Annotated in this window: 13 protein-coding genes and 1 other annotated feature; of the genes, 7 read left to right on the top strand and 6 right to left on the bottom strand. The window is 40.2% G+C overall.

The annotated features are described in order from the left end of the window. Window positions 1-2: 2 nt before the first annotated feature. Both APS80_RS04425 and APS80_RS04420 read right to left on the bottom strand, forming a co-directional pair. On the bottom strand, window positions 3-887 hold the full coding sequence (locus APS80_RS04425) for a mechanosensitive ion channel family protein (protein ID WP_059107068.1): 885 nt from the start codon (window positions 885-887) through the stop codon (window positions 3-5). Between the two features lie 270 nt (window positions 888-1,157). Beyond that, window positions 1,158-2,000, bottom strand: coding sequence for a ParB/RepB/Spo0J family partition protein (locus APS80_RS04420; RefSeq protein ID WP_059107105.1), 843 nt, complete (start codon window positions 1,998-2,000; stop codon window positions 1,158-1,160). A gap of 190 nt (window positions 2,001-2,190) precedes the next feature. Then, window positions 2,191-2,492 (top strand) — a binding site (T-box leader). 65 nt (window positions 2,493-2,557) lie between these two features. Between APS80_RS04420 and APS80_RS04415 the strand changes: the two genes are divergently transcribed. The 6 genes from APS80_RS04415 (at window position 2,558) to APS80_RS04390 (ending at window position 11,870) form a co-directional block, all read left to right on the top strand. Beyond that, a complete protein-coding gene (locus APS80_RS04415; protein WP_059107067.1) occupies window positions 2,558-3,661 on the top strand; it encodes a PLP-dependent transferase in 1,104 nt (367 codons plus the stop codon). Further along, entirely contained in the window at window positions 3,658-4,833 is a 1,176-nt protein-coding gene (metC, locus tag APS80_RS04410; protein WP_059107066.1) for a cystathionine beta-lyase MetC, read from the top strand. The genes APS80_RS04415 and metC overlap by 4 nt, the downstream gene beginning before the upstream one ends. After that, window positions 4,787-6,628, top strand: coding sequence for a bifunctional homocysteine S-methyltransferase/methylenetetrahydrofolate reductase (locus APS80_RS04405; RefSeq protein ID WP_059107065.1), 1,842 nt, complete (start codon window positions 4,787-4,789; stop codon window positions 6,626-6,628). Before metC ends, APS80_RS04405 begins: the two co-directional genes overlap by 47 nt. After that, window positions 6,622-8,868, top strand: coding sequence for a 5-methyltetrahydropteroyltriglutamate--homocysteine S-methyltransferase (gene metE / locus APS80_RS04400; RefSeq protein WP_103170820.1), 2,247 nt, complete (start codon window positions 6,622-6,624; stop codon window positions 8,866-8,868). The genes APS80_RS04405 and metE overlap by 7 nt, the downstream gene beginning before the upstream one ends. A gap of 24 nt (window positions 8,869-8,892) precedes the next feature. Then, window positions 8,893-9,633, top strand: coding sequence for a cyclase family protein (locus APS80_RS04395; protein WP_059107063.1), 741 nt, complete (start codon window positions 8,893-8,895; stop codon window positions 9,631-9,633). Between the two features lie 278 nt (window positions 9,634-9,911). Next, entirely contained in the window at window positions 9,912-11,870 is a 1,959-nt protein-coding gene (locus APS80_RS04390) for a diflavin oxidoreductase (RefSeq protein WP_059107062.1), read from the top strand. Window positions 11,871-12,000: 130 nt separating this feature from the next. Here APS80_RS04390 and APS80_RS04385 read toward each other — a convergent pair whose 3' ends face one another. From APS80_RS04385 to APS80_RS04370, 4 genes are all read right to left on the bottom strand, one after another. After that, window positions 12,001-13,986, bottom strand: a complete 1,986-nt coding sequence (locus tag APS80_RS04385) for an ABC transporter permease (RefSeq protein WP_059107061.1) — start codon at window positions 13,984-13,986, stop codon at window positions 12,001-12,003. Window position 13,987: 1 nt separating this feature from the next. Beyond that, a complete protein-coding gene (locus APS80_RS04380; RefSeq protein ID WP_059107060.1) occupies window positions 13,988-14,737 on the bottom strand; it encodes an ABC transporter ATP-binding protein in 750 nt (249 codons plus the stop codon). 103 nt (window positions 14,738-14,840) lie between these two features. Beyond that, window positions 14,841-15,734, bottom strand: coding sequence for a sensor histidine kinase (locus APS80_RS04375; RefSeq protein WP_180991909.1), 894 nt, complete (start codon window positions 15,732-15,734; stop codon window positions 14,841-14,843). A 13-nt stretch (window positions 15,735-15,747) separates the two neighbouring features. Next, window positions 15,748-16,413, bottom strand: a complete 666-nt coding sequence (locus tag APS80_RS04370; RefSeq protein ID WP_059107058.1) for a response regulator transcription factor — start codon at window positions 16,411-16,413, stop codon at window positions 15,748-15,750. A 316-nt stretch (window positions 16,414-16,729) separates the two neighbouring features. Here APS80_RS04370 and xylB point away from each other — a divergent pair, with 316 nt between their 5' ends. Further along, window positions 16,730-18,235, top strand: coding sequence for a xylulokinase (gene xylB / locus APS80_RS04365; RefSeq protein WP_059107057.1), 1,506 nt, complete (start codon window positions 16,730-16,732; stop codon window positions 18,233-18,235). The last annotated feature ends 102 nt before the right edge of the window (window positions 18,236-18,337 follow it).

Genomic DNA, 18,337 nt, shown 5'->3' with positions numbered 1-18,337 from the left:
GATTATGCGTTTGATTGTTGACCCGTATCATATTGTACCATGAGTGGTTGGGGTGCTTTAATATTTTTCATTTTCATATAACGTTGCAACTCTTTACGTAGAATACGCGCACCCGTCGTGCCTTCACCCGGAATAGTTTCTGCCGTAATGCGTAAGGTCATTTGATCACGGGTAATATCATCGACACCTAATACGGTCGGTGCTGAGACAAATAGATAATATTTTGATGTCAGTGTAGCTAGAAATTCATTTAATAACGTTTCGACTTTATCAATATCTTCATCTACAGCAATCGGTAAGTCGACAATTGATGTTCCTTCAATAACTGAATAGTTCGTGACTTCACCCATACTGCCATTTGGTAACACAGTTAATTCACCACTGATTGTTTTAATGCTCGTTGAACGCAATCCAATAGAGGATACGGTACCTTCAGCGACGGTTGCGCCAGCACTATTTATTTTAACATAATCGCCGACGTCAAATTGATTTTCGAAAATAATAAAGAATCCTGTAATCACATCTTTGACGACAGTTTGCGCACCAAAGCCGACTGCGATACCGACGACGCCGGCACTGGCGATAATGCCTTCGACGCTAATACCAAATTTACTTAATATCGTTGTGACGATAATAAACCAAATGATGTATTTCACTATATTTTGAATCAATGAAACTAATGTTTTTGAGCGTTTTTTATTACCTTTTTTAGACTTGTTATGCATTTTAAAGAACTCGGCGATAATCTTGTTTATCACCTTAATTGCGACCCAAGCCACCACGATATAAATCAAGATCATGATGATGTTAGTTGCGAGTTTTGTATATGTTTCAGGTTGAGTAAACGGTTCTATAATGGATGTTAATATCGTTTTAATTTGATTCAACAACGGTGCCTCCTATGCTTTAATTCCTCGCTTCACGTATGAAATGATATGTCGATTTCACTTGAGAAGATCAAGTTTTCATTTTATATTGTCTGTCCCGTTTGTGAAAGTAAAATGTTTGTAGAAAATTTCACTCTACTCACTTATGATATGCCTTTAAATCGCCGCATCACTCGCGTGAAAATATCACATATTCATCTAAAAAAACGGTATTTTTCATAGAGAAAGCACAGTATTTAATCGTTCGCACCAAAACCAAATACTAACCTTCTATCTGTATTTGTGATTGAGCTGACGTATTAGCGCTTTAAACTCGTCTTCAGAACCGAATTCAAATGTGATTCGTCCTTTTTGTTTCGCGGTGGAGATTGAAACTTCAGTCCCGTATTGTTCTTTTAACTGACGTTCTTGTTGTTGTATCATCTTCGGTTTAGATGGAGCGGCTGAATTGTTTTTCTTCTGCTGTTTGGTTGTCTCGTGTTGAGCCAACTCACTCACATGTTTCTCTAAGTATCGCACACTCCAAGACTCCCGGCACACTGCCCGAGCGATTTGTTTTAATTGAGTCGGGTCTTTGATAGGGAGTAATGCGCGACCGTGGCCACCTGAGATATCCCCACGTTGAATCATCTGTCTCACGGATTGAGGGAGTTGTAATAAGCGCAACATGTTTGCGATATAGGGGCGAGATTTTCCTAAGCGTTTCGCGACTTCTTGTTGGGTTAAATCGAGTTGTTCCATCAACTGTTTATAACTTTCCGCTTCTTCAATCGCATTCAAGTCTTCACGTTGTAAATTCTCTATCACCGCAAGTTCCATCATATCTGCGTCAGTCAACTTTTTAACGATGGCTGGAATTTGTGTCATCTCTGTCTTTTGCGCAGCACGAAAACGACGTTCGCCCGCAACAATGTGATAGCCTTTGATGGTTTTACGTAACACAATCGGTTGCAGAATACCGTGTTGCATAATCGATTGTGCGAGATCTTCTAATCTATCATCGTCAAATAACTTACGTGGTTGATATGGATTTGCGCGAATCTGATCTAGATCGATCATTTGAACCGTTTCATTATCTTGACGCTTTGTGCGCTGGTCATCTGCCATAGCGATTACAACCACCTTCTTTAAAATGATTTACTGTCTTTAATTGTAAAAAATAACAGCGTTAAAGTCTATGTATTTCCAATCCTCACGCACATTTTCACAACTCATAAAATAACAGTCGACTCAAAATTTTCAGAAAAGTGGTTGACAAATGGGAAATCACTCTGTAAGCTAAGAAACAACCAAACAGATTAACCGAAACACGATAACGAGGAAAGTAAAACTTACACTACTGGCACAGAGAGTCTCGAGTTGCTGAAACGAGATACAGCAAGCAAGTTTGAAAATGGCCTTTGAGTGGTGATATCAATATGAGATATCAACGGGATCGCCCGTTATAGCGACACAGTATTAATATTTGCTGCACGACGTATGCAAAGTTTCTTCAACATGTATATTTCAACACAATACATCAGCAAATGGCGTACTGATTAAGGTTGCTCTAGTGATAGAGTAATAAATAAAGGTGGTACCACGAAGTAGGCTTTCGTCCTTTACATCCGATATTTTATCGGGTTTAGAGGAGGGAAGCCTTTTTATTTTGTACAAGGAGGTCTCAGTCGATGAAACATACTGAACTTGCTCAAATTTCATTAACACATGATACAACTGGCGCAATCGCGAATCCAATATACTTATCCACAGCTTATCAACACCCAACACTAGGTGAATCGACAGGCTATGATTACACACGAACGAAAAATCCAACACGAAGTGCATTTGAAACAGCATTTGCGAAACTCGAACGAGGGACCGCTTCATTCGCAACAGCGAGTGGCATGTCTGCCATACAACTCATTTGTAACTTATTCAAACCGAACGACGAAATTCTAGTCTCGTTTGATTTATATGGAGGAACGTTCAGACTCTTTGATTACTACGAACAGCAATATGGCATTCATTTCAAATATGTAGACTTTTTAGACTACGAAAGCATTGCGGACGCGATCCCCCCGCAAACCGTCGCTTTATTCATCGAACCGATTTCTAACCCGCAAATGATCGAAGTAGAACTAGAACCGTATTATCGCTTAGCGCAACAACACAACCTATTAATGATTATCGACAATACATTTTTAACACCGTATTTATCTACACCGTTAGAAGATGGCGCAGATATCGTCCTTCATTCGGCAACAAAATACATCGGTGGGCATAACGACGTACTCGCTGGAGTCGTCACCGTGAAAGATGAAACACTCGCAACGCGTTTAGACGAGTTACACAACATGATTGGCGCAACACTTTCACCGTTTGATAGTTACTTGTTATTACGCGGATTAAAAACATTACATTTACGCGTGGATCGTTCTGAAGAAAACGCACGTTTACTCGCTGAACGATGTAGTCACTTAGACTCGATTAACGAGGTACTTTATAGCGGACATACCGGCATGTTAAGTTTACGTCTCAACCGCAATTATAGCGTTGCAAAATTTTTAGAAAATTTAAAAATTTGTATCTTCGCTGAAAGTCTTGGAGGTACTGAAACACTCGTGACTTTCCCTTATACGCAAACACATGCTGATATGCCTGAACCCGAACGTGCAAAACGCGGCATCGATGCTTACTTAGTTCGTTTATTTGTCGGTGTTGAAAATTATAGCGACATTGAAGCAGATTTAATTCAAGCGTTAGAACACGCGAAAGAAGAGGTGATTTCATGAAGTTATCCAAAGCGACTGAAGTGGTCTTTGACGCACACAGTAGAGCGGCTTACCCTTCTGCCAATCCACCGCTTTATGACTCATCCACCTTTCATCAAGACGTTTTAGGTGGCGAAACATCTTATGATTATGCAAGAAGTGGTAATCCAAACCGAGATCTATTAGAACAAATGCTTGCCAAACTTGAAGGGGGCACGCACGGTTTCGCTTTTGCCTCAGGAATTGCGGCAATCTCAGCCGTATTACTTACACTCAACGCAAACGATCATGTCATCTTACCGGATGACGTCTACGGTGGTACCTTTCGCTTAACGTCTCAAATACTGACACGTTTCAATATTTCATTTACAACTGTTGATACAACTGACGTTTCACAAATCGAAGAAGCAATTCAGGACAACACAAAACTCATTTACATTGAAACACCATCCAATCCGTTATTTAAGATCACGGATATTCGTGCTGTTGCCCAAATCGCCAAACGTCACGACCTGTATTTAGCTGTCGACAATACCTTTATGACACCACTTGGCCAGTCACCACTCGCATTAGGTGCAGACGTCGTTGTCCACAGTGCAACGAAATTCCTAAGTGGTCACAGTGACATCATTGCTGGTGCAGCAATCACAAATAACGACACAATCGCAGATGCACTGTACTTACTTCAAAACGGGACTGGTACTGCATTATCTGCACATGATAGTTGGACATTGTTCAAGCACTTGAAAACGTTAGCTGTTCGTTTTCAACAATCCGTAACCAATGCACAACAATTGGTTGATTTTCTAAGTAATCGTCCTGAAATTGCAGAAGTGTATTACCCAGGAAATGATCCGATTCATTTATCTCAAGCAGAACACGGTGGTGCAGTGATTGGCTTTCGCTTAAAAGATGAATCACAAGCCCAAGCCTTTGTAGATGCATTGTCACTCCCACTCGTTTCAGTCAGCTTAGGCGGTGTCGAAACGATTCTCTCTCACCCAGCGACGATGTCACATGCAGCGATTCCAGCTGACGTGAGAGCACAACGTAATATAACCTTTGGTCTCTTTAGATTGAGCGTTGGTTTAGAACAACCTGAAGAATTAATCGCAGACATACAACATGCGCTAGAGGAGGTCTTTAATGAGCCAATTCCTAACCCAACTCAAAGACAACATATTAGTGGCTGACGGTGCAATCGGTACCCTCCTTTACTCAGAAGGCATCGATACCTGTCCCGAAGCTTATAATCTCACGCATCCCGACAAAATCGAAAAGATCCATCGCGCTTATATCGAAGCAGGCGCAGATGTGATTCAAACGAATACGTACGGCGCCAATTTTGAAAAATTAAAAGCCTTTGGTCTCGAACACAAGATTAAACAAATCCATCAAGCAGCAGTCGCTATCGCAAAACGAGCAGCAAAACCAGAAACATTCATTCTCGGTACGGTGGGCGGATTTCGAAACATCACTCAGACCAAACTTGAGCTATCGACGATTCAATACCACACCGAAGTTCAAGTCGATACGCTCGTTGAAGCAGGCGTCGATGCGTTGCTTTTCAAAACATACTATGACTTAGAAGAACTAACGAATATCGTGAAACTGACGCGTCAGAAATACGACATTCCGATTATTGCACAGTTAACCGCTTCAAACACGAACTATTTGAAAGATGGCCAGCCGATCAACGAAGCCATTCAGGCAGTCATCGATAGCGGCGCTAATATCGTAGGACTCAATTGTCACCACGGCCCACATCATATGGTGCACTCATTTTCACATATCGAGCTACCGAAAAACGCATACTTATCTTGTTATCCGAATGCGAGTCTACTCGATATCGAAAATGACACGATCCAATACAGCGATAACGCGCAATACTTCGGTCAAATGGCACAAAAACTTATCAACGAAGGCGTGCGACTCATCGGCGGTTGTTGTGGCACAACACCAGAACACGTTCATTTTATCAAAGAATCAGTGAAAGGTTTAAAACCTGTATCACATAAAAATGTCGTGCCGATGACGCAACGTAAATCAAAAGGCACCAACAACGAAAACCGCAATAATTTAACGCATCTCGTGAAAACACGGCCGACCATCATCGTCGAGCTCGACACACCGAAACATCTCGATACGACAACGTTTTTCGACAACGTGAAAAAATTGGATGAAGAAGGGGTCGATGCGATCACATTGGCGGATAACGCACTTGCAACAGTACGTATAGATAATTTAGCCGCTGCAAGTATCATCAAGCAACAATACAACATCGAGCCACTCGTCCACGTCACCTGTCGTGACCGCAATCTAATCGGATTACAATCTCACTTACTCGGACTGTCACTCATCGGTGTGAACGAAATACTCGCTGTTACAGGAGACCCTTCTCGTATGGGGAACCTCCCAGGCGCAACGAATGTATATGACGTGAACTCTAAAGGCTTAACCGAGATTGCTTTACGTTTCAATGAAGGGATCAATACAGATGGTGATGCACTGAAGAAAAAGACAAACTTTAACATCGCTGCTGCTTTCGACCCGAATGTACGTAAACTCGAAGTTGCTGTAAAACGCGCTGAGCAGAAAATTAAACACGGGACCAACTACTTTATCACTCAACCCGTTTATAGCACCGACAAAATCAAAGAAATTTACGAAGCAACAAAACATTTAGACGTCCCATTTTTCATCGGTATCATGCCGATTACAAGTTACAATAATGCGCTGTTTCTACATAACGAAGTGCCAGGCATTAAATTATCAGATGAAGTACTCGAGCGCTTTGAAGCACTCAAAGGCGATAAAGAGAAAACAAAAGCGTATAGCTTATCTTTATCACAAGAACTCATCGATACCGTCCATCAGTACTTTAACGGTTTGTATCTCATCACACCGTTCCAAAATGTAGATATCACGCTTGAACTTGCACAGTATTCAAAATCTATCACTTCAACTAAACAGGAGGCAATATCATGACAATTCAAACATCAAATTTAGGATTTCCAAGACTAGGTAGAAAAAGAGAATGGAAGAAAACAATTGAAAATTATTGGTCAGGCCAAATTTCACAAAAGGAATTAACTGAACAATTAGAGGCATTACACAAAGAAAACTTATTACTTCAAAAGCACGCACATTTAGATAGCGTACCTGTTGGTGATTTCTCACTATACGACCACATCTTAGACACGTCATTATTATTCAACATCATTCCAGAACGTTTCCAAGATCGTGACGTCGATGTAGATTTACTTTTTGATATCGCACGTGGTAACAAAGAGCATGTCGCAAGTGCCCTCATCAAATGGTTCAACACAAACTATCACTACATCGTTCCTGAATGGGATAACGTAGAACCTAAAGTAAATGACAACATTTTACTCGAACGCTTCAACTTTGCGAAATCACTAAACGTTCCAGCACATCCAGTCATCGTAGGTCCAGTCACTTTCGTTAAATTATCAAAAGGTGGCAATCAATCGTTTGAAGAAAAAGTCGAAACGTTGCTTCCACTGTATAAAGAAGTACTCCAATCATTAGTAGATGCGGGTGCGTCTTATATTCAAATCGATGAACCTGTCCTCGTGACAGATGAAAGTCAAAACTTCGAAGCAATCACTAAGAAAGCGTATGACTACTTTGAAGAAGCTGGCTTAAGCCAATACTTAGTCATTCAAACTTATTTCGAACGTGTAGACTTGAAATTCTTAAATACTTTGCCAGCAAAAGGTTATGGTTTAGATTTCGTTCATGATCACGGCCACAACTTACAACAAATTCAAGACGGTCACCTCAATAAAGACAAAGCATTATACGCAGGAATCATCGACGGCCGTAACGTGTGGGCTGCAGATATCGAAGCGAAAAAAGAACTCATCGAAACATTACAATCTTATACAGATGAACTTGTCATCCAACCATCATCTTCATTATTACACGTGCCAGTATCACTCGATGACGAATCACTGGATGAATCCATTGCGGAAGGTCTCAGCTTTGCTACTGAAAAATTAGGCGAACTCAATGCCTTAAAACGTTACTTTAATGAAAATGATGACACGGCATATAACGAGTTAAAAGAACGTTATCACCGCTTCCAAAACCAAGCTTTCAAAAACGTCTCATACGACTTTGACAGCGTGCGTACATCACGTCAATCAGACTTCTCTGTACGTAAAGAAGCACAAAACAATCGCTTACACTTACCAGACTTACCAACGACAACAATCGGTTCATTCCCTCAATCAAGAGAAGTGCGTAAATACCGCGCAGATTGGAAAAATAACCGCATTTCTGATGAAGCATATCGTGAATTCTTAGAACATGAAATTTCTCGTTGGATCGACATTCAAGAAGATATCGGCCTCGATGTATTTGTTCATGGTGAATTCGAACGTAACGACATGGTGGAATTCTTCGGTGAAAAACTACAAGGCTTCCTCGTAACTAAATTTGGTTGGGTACAATCATACGGTTCACGTGCGGTTAAACCACCAATTATTTACGGCGATGTGAAATGGACTGAACCATTAACAGTAGAAGAAACCGTTTACGCACAAAGCTTAACTGACAAACCTGTGAAAGGTATGCTTACAGGTCCGGTAACCATTTTAAACTGGTCATTTGAACGTGTAGATATCCCACGTGAAACAGTTCAAGACCAAATTGCCTTAGCGATTAATGAAGAAGCACTCGCGCTTGAAAAAGCTGGCATTGCGATCATCCAAGTAGACGAACCAGCACTCCGTGAAGGCTTACCGCTTCGTTCTGAATTCCATGAAACATACTTACAACAAGCAGTGTACTCATTCAAACTCGCAACATCGTCTGTGGCAGATGAAACGCAAATTCATACGCATATGTGCTATTCTCAATTCGGTCAAATCATCCATGCGATCCACGACTTAGATGCAGACGTGATTTCAATTGAAACGTCTCGTAGTCATGGTGACCTAATTAAAGACTTCGAAGATGTCACATATGATCTCGGTATCGGCTTAGGTGTTTATGACATCCACAGCCCTCGTATTCCAACAGAAGATGAAATTACGACTGCGATCAATCGTGGTTTACAACAAATTGACCGTTCTCTCTTCTGGGTGAACCCAGACTGCGGATTGAAAACACGTAAAGAAGATGAAGTGGTTGCCGCATTAACAACACTCGTTAGTGCAGTAACAAAATTACGCGAAGACAAAGACGCTCAAGTATCATAAAATTCAAATAAGCAGGTGATAAGCATGGCTTACCCATTATGGGATCAATTAGCACAACTTAAAAATGCAAACTGGGTTGATTTAACACACACATTTGATGAATCGATTCCTCGTTTTAGCGATTTTGAAAAAGCAAAAGTGTCAACGCTCTTCACTGTCAAAGAACATGGATTTTACGTTCAAAGTTGGAATCTTGTGACCCAGTACGGTACACATATTGATGCGCCGATCCACTTTGTTGAAAATCAACGTTATCTAGATCAATTAGACTTAAAAGAACTCGTCTTACCATTAATCGTGTTAGATTTTAGTGAAGAAGTGAAAGAGAATGCAGACTTTATCGTGACGCGTGACCATCTGATTGCTTGGGAAAAAGAACACGGTACAATCGAGCCAGATACCTTTGTCGCTTTACGCACGGATTGGTCTAAACGATGGCCTGACGTCGAAGCGTTTGAAAATAAAGACGCAGAAGGAAACCAACACTTACCCGGCTGGGGCCTCGATGCATTACAGTTCTTAATCGAAGAACACGGCGTCAAATCAGTAGGACACGAAACTTTTGATACCGATGCCTCTGTAAATGTTGCGAAAAATGGAGACATCGTCGGTGAACGTTATGTATTAGGGCAAGATACGTATCAGGTTGAATCGCTGACTAACTTAGATCAGCTACCGACTCGAGGTGCAATCATTTATGCGATTAGCCCGAAACCGAAAGATGCACCCGGATTCCCAGTACGTGCGTTTGCGATTAAACCTTAAATTGTCTCATTTACAAAACGATCGCACACCGCATTTTCATAATTGAAATAACATCATATAGCCGTTTTACATGCTCTTCCTGTAAAATAATGATTCTCATTTTGCAGGAGGAGCTTTATAGTTGTTAAACTTTAACAATCTTGAGGAATCACGTTATAATTGAGACTAGAATTTAATCTACGCAATCACGGTTTGACTCAGCATTTTCCTAGAGGGAAGTCTGAGCGCCGTCTAAATATATATCGACAACATAGATCGCAGAAACAGAGGTGAAAGAGTTGGAACCAAACACAAATTATAGCCCATTAGACGAAACACAACGCAAGTTACTCGATGAGCTCATCAACACGTTAACACCCGAACAACAATACTGGGTGAGTGGCTATTTAATGGGTCAGAGTCAAAGGGCTCAAAATGAAGCAACCGCTTCTCCAGAATCAGAAGACCAACCAGTGTCAAATGACATATCTGCTTCGACTTCTGACGTAGCAACGCAAGAAGAAACCTCCAGTTCTGAAAGTGAATCCGTTTCAGCATCGGACGCTGAACCACTGGATGTAACCATTCTCTTTGGAACTGAAACAGGTAATGCGGAATTCGTCGCAGAACAATTTTACGACAAGTTGAAAGCTGAAAACTTTAACGTGTCACTCTATGACATGGATGACTTTAAACCTGCTGATTTAGCAGAACAACAATACGTGTTTGTCATCTGTTCAACACAAGGTGTAGGCGAACCACCGATCAATGCTTTAGACTTATATGAATATCTACACAGCGATGATGCGCCAAGTCTAGAGGGTGTTAACTTTTCAGTATTAGCACTAGGTGATCAAGACTTTGCGAACTTCTGCCAAGCAGGTAAAGACTTTGACCACATCATTGGTGAACTCGGCGCGCACCGTATGAAAGCGCGTGTCGACTGTGACTTTGATTATGAAGAAACGGCTAATCAGTGGATGACAGAAGTATTAGAATTGCTGACACAAATTCAAAACGATGCGTCTAGTTCGTCAAAGACGATTGACAGCACTGCAGAAGAAGTGACACTCGATTTTGAAGATGAAGCAGACACAACCATCACTGAAAGCAACACGACTACACCATCTGAGTACTATACGAAAGCAAATCCGTTCCAAGCAAAAGTACTCACAAACTTTAATTTATGTGGTAGTCAAGCTGAAAAAGAAGTCCGTCATATCGAATTAGAGATTGAAGATAACGACAACACTTATGAACCAGGTGACATTTTAGGCGTCATTCCTGAAAATGATCCGGTACTCGTCGCAAATATCATTCAAACGCTTGGGTGGGACGCTCAAGCAGACACAGAGATTTCAGATGCAAATGATACGACAGTGAATGTAAAAGATGCGTTAACCCATCATTTTGAAATCACCAAGCTCAATCCAAATCTCGTTGAAACAGCAGCAACGTTATTCGGTAACGACACGCTTACCGCGAAAGTAGCTGATCAAGATTGGCTCAATGATTATATTGAAGGTCGCGATTTCTTAGATTTAGTGACTGATTTCCCACCACGCACATTAGAACCGAAACAGCTCACGGACTTGTTGAGAAAGTTACCGCCGCGAGAATATTCAATCGCTAGCAGTAACAAGCTCAATACAGACGAGGTCCACATTACGGTGAGCACGGTACGCTATCAGGCACATGGACGTGACCGTAAAGGGGTTTGCTCTGTCCAATTAGCTGAGCGGACTGAACCTGGGGACACATTGCCAATTTACTTTAGAAAAAATAAAAACTTTAAGTTCCCATTCGATGCATCCACACCTGTCATTATGGTGGGTGCTGGAACAGGTATAGCGCCATTTAGAGCATATCTTCAAGAATGTATGCACGTCGGTTATTCAGGTGATAACTGGCTTATCTTCGGTAACCAATATCGCAACCACGATTATTTGTACCAAGAAGAAATCGAGGATATGCAAGATCAAGGATTTTTAAATCGACTTGATTTGGCATTTTCAAGAGATTCTGAACATAAAGTATATGTCCAAGACCGCTTATTAGAAAACAGTGAAACAGTCTATGACTGGCTCACAAACGGCGCTTGTTTCTTTGTTTGTGGTGACAAGGAAAAAATGGCACAAGGTGTCAGCGAAGCCCTTCACCAAATCCTAGTAAAAGAAGGAGACTTAAGTGACGAGGAAGCAGATCATTACCTTAAAAAAATGTTAAAAGAACGTCGTTATCAACGAGACGTATATTAAGGGGATATCACACTTACCCATTTCTCTCACAATATACAAAAGGCAAGCACACTTCACAGGTGCTTGCCTCTTTTTATTTTAGATACGCGTCATAGACCTCCAACCCACTCAACATCAAAAGGTTGGTACTTCACTCATGGGGCCGCTTCAGTCCGCGATATACAATATTATAATAAATCGTTGAGACGCCTATACAGAGCAGGCCATAACAAACGACAACGATGACGAGTACACCGAAATAAACGAGTGCGAATTGCCACATATTTTGGACCCCGAGCACACTGATTACTTTATAAATAATTTTTGTCGCCACTAACGTGTGAATGATTGCGACCAGTGCGGGTAACGTAAAGAGCCATCGCAGTTGTTGATTGATCACTTTGCGAATCGTCGTGCCTTCCACGCCGAGTTGTGATAATAGTGCGTACCTTTTTTGATCCTCATCCGCTTCAACCATCTGTTTATAGTATAAAATCAAGAACAGAATCGTGATGAGCGCAGCTGAGATAATGACACCTAGAAAAATTAAGCCACTATCCAATTGATACACGAGGCGTGACATTTCTTTCGTATTCGTGAGTTGAACATGATCCTTTTTCAATATATCCATACTATGTTGTTCGAGTGCGTGTTTACCTTCATCTACATTAAATGCTAAATCAACTCGCTTATAATTCTGGAGATTTTTATCAGCTGGTAAAAGTGTATGTAAGATTTGGTCTAATTGTTGCTCATCAGGTACGACCACAAAGATATCTGACTCCATCGTCGATCTAATCATCGCTCTCGTATCTTTCAAATCGACACGACTATACATTTGGTCTCCAATTTGAATCGATTTTTGTTTTCCAAGTTTATTACTATTTTCAGTGATGCCGAGTTCGTTTGGTGCAAGTTTCAAATTTTTGTTAAAGACACGGTTATATTCTTTTTCAGGCGTAAATTGAACCGTTGCCTTTTGATCATTGTGTGCAACATCAAACACGTTGTTATCTTTAATATCAATGCCCAATATCACAAAATAGCGCTGCTTGAGTTGAGAAATCGTCGCATATTTTTGAACATCGTCCAAGACTTTTTCTGTTTTTGCTTTCAATGATTTATTTTTTTCATTTTCTACTGTAATAACCGTCGTATAATCTCGTTGGTCAGTCAGTGTTTTGACGAGATTAGGTGCACCTTGATAGGTCATAATCGTCAAGCCAATCGTTGCGATTAAGAACGTACATATGACTGACATGTTGGCCAGACTAATCGCATCTGTTTTCATGCGTGAAATCATACCATTTATAGAAAAGAAAAGCACCGGATGATAATACACACGTGGAATACGCTGTAACCCTTTTAACGTAAACAAACTGAGCGACATAAACAAACAGTATGTTCCGACGAATACGAGTAACATCGCCTCAAAAATTGTAAGGAGAGAATGGAAGATTCCTTGAGTTGTAAGTGCTAGATAGTAACCTGAGCCGAGTAAAACTAGACCTAACACAAGTAAGATAATGAGACGGACTTTCTTGATGCGTTGGGATTGATTATTTTCTTTTTGCACGAGCTGGATAGGATTTTGCAATGTGACTTTGACGATATTAACTAAGAAAATGAGCCCCATCACTAAAATTAAGATTAATAACGTCAACCACACGACATTCATATTCAAAGTGAAATCCGCTAATGTCACATGATGATGCCGTTGTAATACTTTATTTAAAAACATAAACATGAGCAGACTAAAGAGAAAGCCACCGATAACAGAAATTACGGCAATAATCACAAACTCAATGATATTTTCTATCAACAGCAAAAAGCAGAGATGTTTCTTTTCCATGCCAAACATCATACTTAACGCAAAGTTCTTCTTCCGGTGATGCATCATGAACTGGTTCGCATATAGCGCAAAGGACACACTTAAGAGAAACAAGATAAACTGAGCGACAATCGCAAACGTCGTAATCATCTCAGCTTCTCGGTGAAAATAATCATTCATACTGATGGACAACAGAATAAAATGTAAGCCAAAGATGAAACTTAGAGACAAGATGAACGGCACGACCATCATGCGAATGCTTTTGAAGTTATTAATGACGAGTTTCCACATTAACCATAGTGTCATGTCAGTCTGCCCTCTCATTTAAAATGGTAAGACTTTCTGAAATGCGCTTTTGAAAAACGGCTCGTGATTCTTCGCCACGATAGATTTCATGATACACGCGTCCATCCTTAATAAATAGCACACGTTTCGCAAATGAAGCATCGACCGTAGAATGGGTCACCATTAAAATCGTTTGTTGATCGTGATTCATCTTTCTAAATAAATTCATAATATCTTCAGAGGTCTTTGAATCTAGTGCGCCAGTCGGTTCATCTGCCAGAATGAGTTTCGGCTGTGTGATGATTGCCCGACCAATCGCTACACGTTGCTGTTGGCCCCCGGAGACTTCATGCGGGTATTTATCGAGTATATTTTTTATATCTAATTCTTCACTGATGACTTCGACACGTTCGTTCATTGTCTGTGGCTTTTCATTAGATAACACGAGTGGCATCAATAAATTATCTTTATTCGTCATCGTCGTCAGCATATTAAAATCTTGAAAGACAAATCCAAGCATATTTCTTCTAAACTGTGCAATTTGTTTATGTTTCAGCTGATCTAAATTTTGCCCATGAATCGTAATTGACCCTTCAGTCGGTTGGTCAAAGGTTGCGATTAAATTAAGCAACGTAGACTTACCTGAGCCTGACTCGCCCATGATTGCGACGAATTCTCCTTCGTTTACCGTAAACGATAGATCTTTAAGTGCTGTGACTGCATTGAGTCTTCTACCAAATATCTTTTTTACATTTTCGACCTCTAATAACATCTGTCTCGCCCCTTTTACTCAATACCTATGTTACTCCCTTTACGGTTATAGCACATTTATGATTCCTTTCAATCTGGCACCCTCGTCTTACAATATTGTAAGGTTACGTTGTTTGTTGTGGGAAAGTGATGGTAAACGTCGCCCCTTCATTTAACTCAGACTCAACTTCTACTTTATGTTGAAGACGATTCGCAATTTGTTTCACGATAAATAACCCAATGCCACTCGATTTATCATTTAAACGACCGTTATAGCCGGAATATCCGCGATCAAATATTTTAGGTTTATCTGCTTGGCTGATACCAATACCGTTATCCGCAATCTTGAGTTGGTTTTGTTGTGAATCAAAATCAATCCATATATCTTTTCCTCTCGCATATTTCAACGCATTGTTGAGAATTTGTTCGATCATGATCGAAGCCCATTTCGCATCAGTTAACACTTCATCTGTCACTTTTTCATAATGGACTTTAGTATGGTTTTGAATGAACTGGATTGAATATTTTTTAATGAGCGTGCGAATTAGGTCATCAATCGATACTTTCATCAATACCATATCGGTCTGTTGGTTAATTAATTTTAAATAACTGAGTGCAAGGTTCGTGTAGTTATCAATTTGTAAGATTTCTTGTCGCACACGATTGACTGTATCTTCATGATTTTGTTCGAGTAATAGTTTAGAAGCGGTAATCGGCGTCTTAATTTGGTGTACCCACGTTAAAAAGTAAGCTTCTATTTCATTTTTATACTCAATTTGTTCGCGTCGCATCGTTTCTAACTGATCTTCTAATTGATCCACTTGTGTTTTCAAACGCAATTTTTCTTTAAAATTCATGAACTGAATGACCCAGTAAATGATTAGTATAAAGAGCACGATAGCAGCCCCTAAAAAGAAAGCCTCCATTGGCAGCGAAAACACGAAAAAGATCACTAAAAATAGGATTAAAATTCCGATAGCGATGATGATTTCATTTTTAATCTCGTTTATAAATTTCATGACGATCCAGCTCCTACACTTTATACCCTACATTTTTCTTTGTTTGAATAAAGTCCTCTAACCCTAGACGACGTAATTTCTTACGTAACCGTGTCATGTTTACTGCAAGCGTATTGTCATCGATAAAATACTCAGATTCCCAGCATTTTTCGATGAGTGCGGTACGACTTACATACTGACCTTCATGTTGGAATAATAATGACAGAATTTGTAATTCTGTAAATGATAGTTGTTCAGTTTGATCTTCGTATGACACTTTTGCTTCATCGAGTGATAAGATACAACCTTTCACTTCGAGTTCATTTTTGTCGACTGCAAAATTATAAGTCCGTCGTATGAGCGCTTGGATTTTCGCCGTTGCGAGAGATAAACTAAACGGCTTTTCGATATAGTCATCGGCTCCCATTTGTATCGCCATGATCTTATCCATATCATCCGATTGTGAACTAATAAAGAGTATCGGCACATTGGACGTTTTACGTATTTCTTGGCACCAATGATAACCGTTAAATGATGGTAACGTAATATCTAACACAACGAGATGTGGGTCATATGATTGAAAAAGACTCATGATTTCATTAAAATCTTCGGCGATCATTACATCATAGTGCCATTTACTAAGTTCATTTTGTAAACTTTCAGCAATGGTAAAATCGTCTTCGACAATGAGAATTTTCATCACGCACGCTCCTTTCTTTTCACTACAAATCATAACACGACTTTTATATAAAACGGTTATATAAACAATATTCGTATTAAATTTAGACATCTGTTTGTATTCGTTCTCTGAACCGTTAGCCTTACCTATAGAGTTAAAAAGTTGATATGACAGTGTTTCTAAAGATTTGATCTCCCCTCCCCTATTTTTTAAATCTCATTTATAATCTATCTTATTCTTATAACGGTTCCAGCTTGCAAAGTGTTAAATTTTATTGTTATATCTTAAAAGTAAAAACGTATAGAATTTGAGTGAATGATCAAAAAGGAAGAGATGTATGGATAACATTGTATTAGGTATCGATATCGGTACAAGCTCAGTTAAAACCATAGCTGTTAATCAACAAGGTACAGTACTCGCGAGTGTCAGTGAACCTTTAACTATAGAACATCAACAATCAGGTTACAGTGAACAACATCCTGACGCGTGGGTAGCAGCTACTAAAGCTAACATACGTAAATTAGTCGACGATCCTTCGATTGACCATACAAAAATCGAAGGTATTTCATTTTCTGGCCAAATGCATAGTCTGGTCATACTAGATGAGAGTCACCGTCCGCTGCGTAATGCGATATTGTGGAACGATACCCGTTCAACACCACAGTGCGAAACGATCAAAGCACAACTTGGAGATTATGTTTTAGACAATCCCGTATTAGAAGGGTTCACATTAACGAAAATGTTGTGGGTCCAACAAAACGAACCGGATCTTTGGCATAAAGTGAGTGTCTTTTTATTGCCCAAAGATTATGTGCGCTTCGCTTTAACCGGAGAACTTCACATGGAATATGCAGATGCTTCTAGCACATTACTACTCGACCCAGATACCAAGACATGGGACAAATCCATCGGTGAACAGTTTGGAATTCACGATATTTATCCTGAACTCGTCTCTTCACAACAATGTGTAGGTACAATCAAACCGAATGTTGCCGATGAACTAGGACTAAATAATCATGTGGCTGTCTTTGCGGGCGGTGGCGACAATGCAGCAGGTGCTGTAGGGGCAGGCGTCATTCGTAATGGCGAAGCGCTGTGCAGTATTGGTACCTCTGGCGTCTTTTTAATTTGTGATGACGAACATGAAACAACTTATCGCCGTAACATTCATTTATTCCAACATAGTGTCGATGATATGTCTTACGCAATGGCTGTCACATTGGCAGCAGGGGACAGTCTCAGTTGGTTTAAACAAACGGTTTTACCTGATACCAGCTTTAGCAATATCGTTGAACTTGCGAGTCGGTCTACGATAGGCGCACGAGGGCTTGTATTTACACCTTACTTATCAGGAGAACGAACACCTCATGGCGATGCTTCCATTCGAGGTAGCTTTATCGGGCTTAGTCATTTACATACTTCTGCTGATTTAGCACGAGCAGTCATCGAAGGTATTACCTATTCACTGTATGACGCAGTGGAATATATCCGATCACTTGGAAAAGATGTGTCCCATATCGTTTCTATTGGTGGCGGCGCAAAAAGTGAATTCTGGTTACAATTACAAGCCGACGTGTTCAATACACACGTCAGTAAATTGAAATACGAAGAAGGTCCTTCGATGGGCGCAGCGATGATCGCAGCGAAGGGCGTTGGTTGGTTTGAGAGTATTGAATCATGCGTCAATACATGGATTGAATACGACAAGTCGTTCACGCCAAATCAAGCCAATCACGATAACTATATGCGTTATTTTGACATCTATCAAAGTGTTTATGAACACACCCAGCCGCTGACAAAACAACTGCTTCAATTATCCACAGCACAACACTCTGAGGTGTAAAATAACATGACGCCTAGCTTGCAACGCTATCACCATTGCGATATATTATAACTGTCAAATACGTTAGCGCTATCTTTTTGATAGAAACAAATTAAATAGAGT

The sequence above is a fragment of the Staphylococcus auricularis genome (assembly GCF_001500315.1).
GTDB lineage: Bacteria > Bacillota > Bacilli > Staphylococcales > Staphylococcaceae > Staphylococcus > Staphylococcus auricularis.
The sequence above is the reverse complement of the archived record's forward strand: the minus strand, read 5'-3'. Positions and strand labels throughout refer to the sequence as shown.

Coding starts and splice junctions, on each gene's coding strand:
- APS80_RS04415 (WP_059107067.1), top strand. CDS start 2,558: ATGAAACATACTGAACTTGCTCAAATTTCATTAACACATGATACAACT.
- metC (WP_059107066.1), top strand. CDS start 3,658: ATGAAGTTATCCAAAGCGACTGAAGTGGTCTTTGACGCACACAGTAGA.
- APS80_RS04405 (WP_059107065.1), top strand. CDS start 4,787: ATGAGCCAATTCCTAACCCAACTCAAAGACAACATATTAGTGGCTGAC.
- APS80_RS04395 (WP_059107063.1), top strand. CDS start 8,893: ATGGCTTACCCATTATGGGATCAATTAGCACAACTTAAAAATGCAAAC.
- APS80_RS04385 (WP_059107061.1), bottom strand. CDS start 13,986: ATGACACTATGGTTAATGTGGAAACTCGTCATTAATAACTTCAAAAGC.
- APS80_RS04380 (WP_059107060.1), bottom strand. CDS start 14,737: ATGTTATTAGAGGTCGAAAATGTAAAAAAGATATTTGGTAGAAGACTC.
- APS80_RS04375 (WP_180991909.1), bottom strand. CDS start 15,734: ATGAAATTTATAAACGAGATTAAAAATGAAATCATCATCGCTATCGGA.
- APS80_RS04370 (WP_059107058.1), bottom strand. CDS start 16,413: ATGAAAATTCTCATTGTCGAAGACGATTTTACCATTGCTGAAAGTTTA.
- xylB (WP_059107057.1), top strand. CDS start 16,730: ATGGATAACATTGTATTAGGTATCGATATCGGTACAAGCTCAGTTAAA.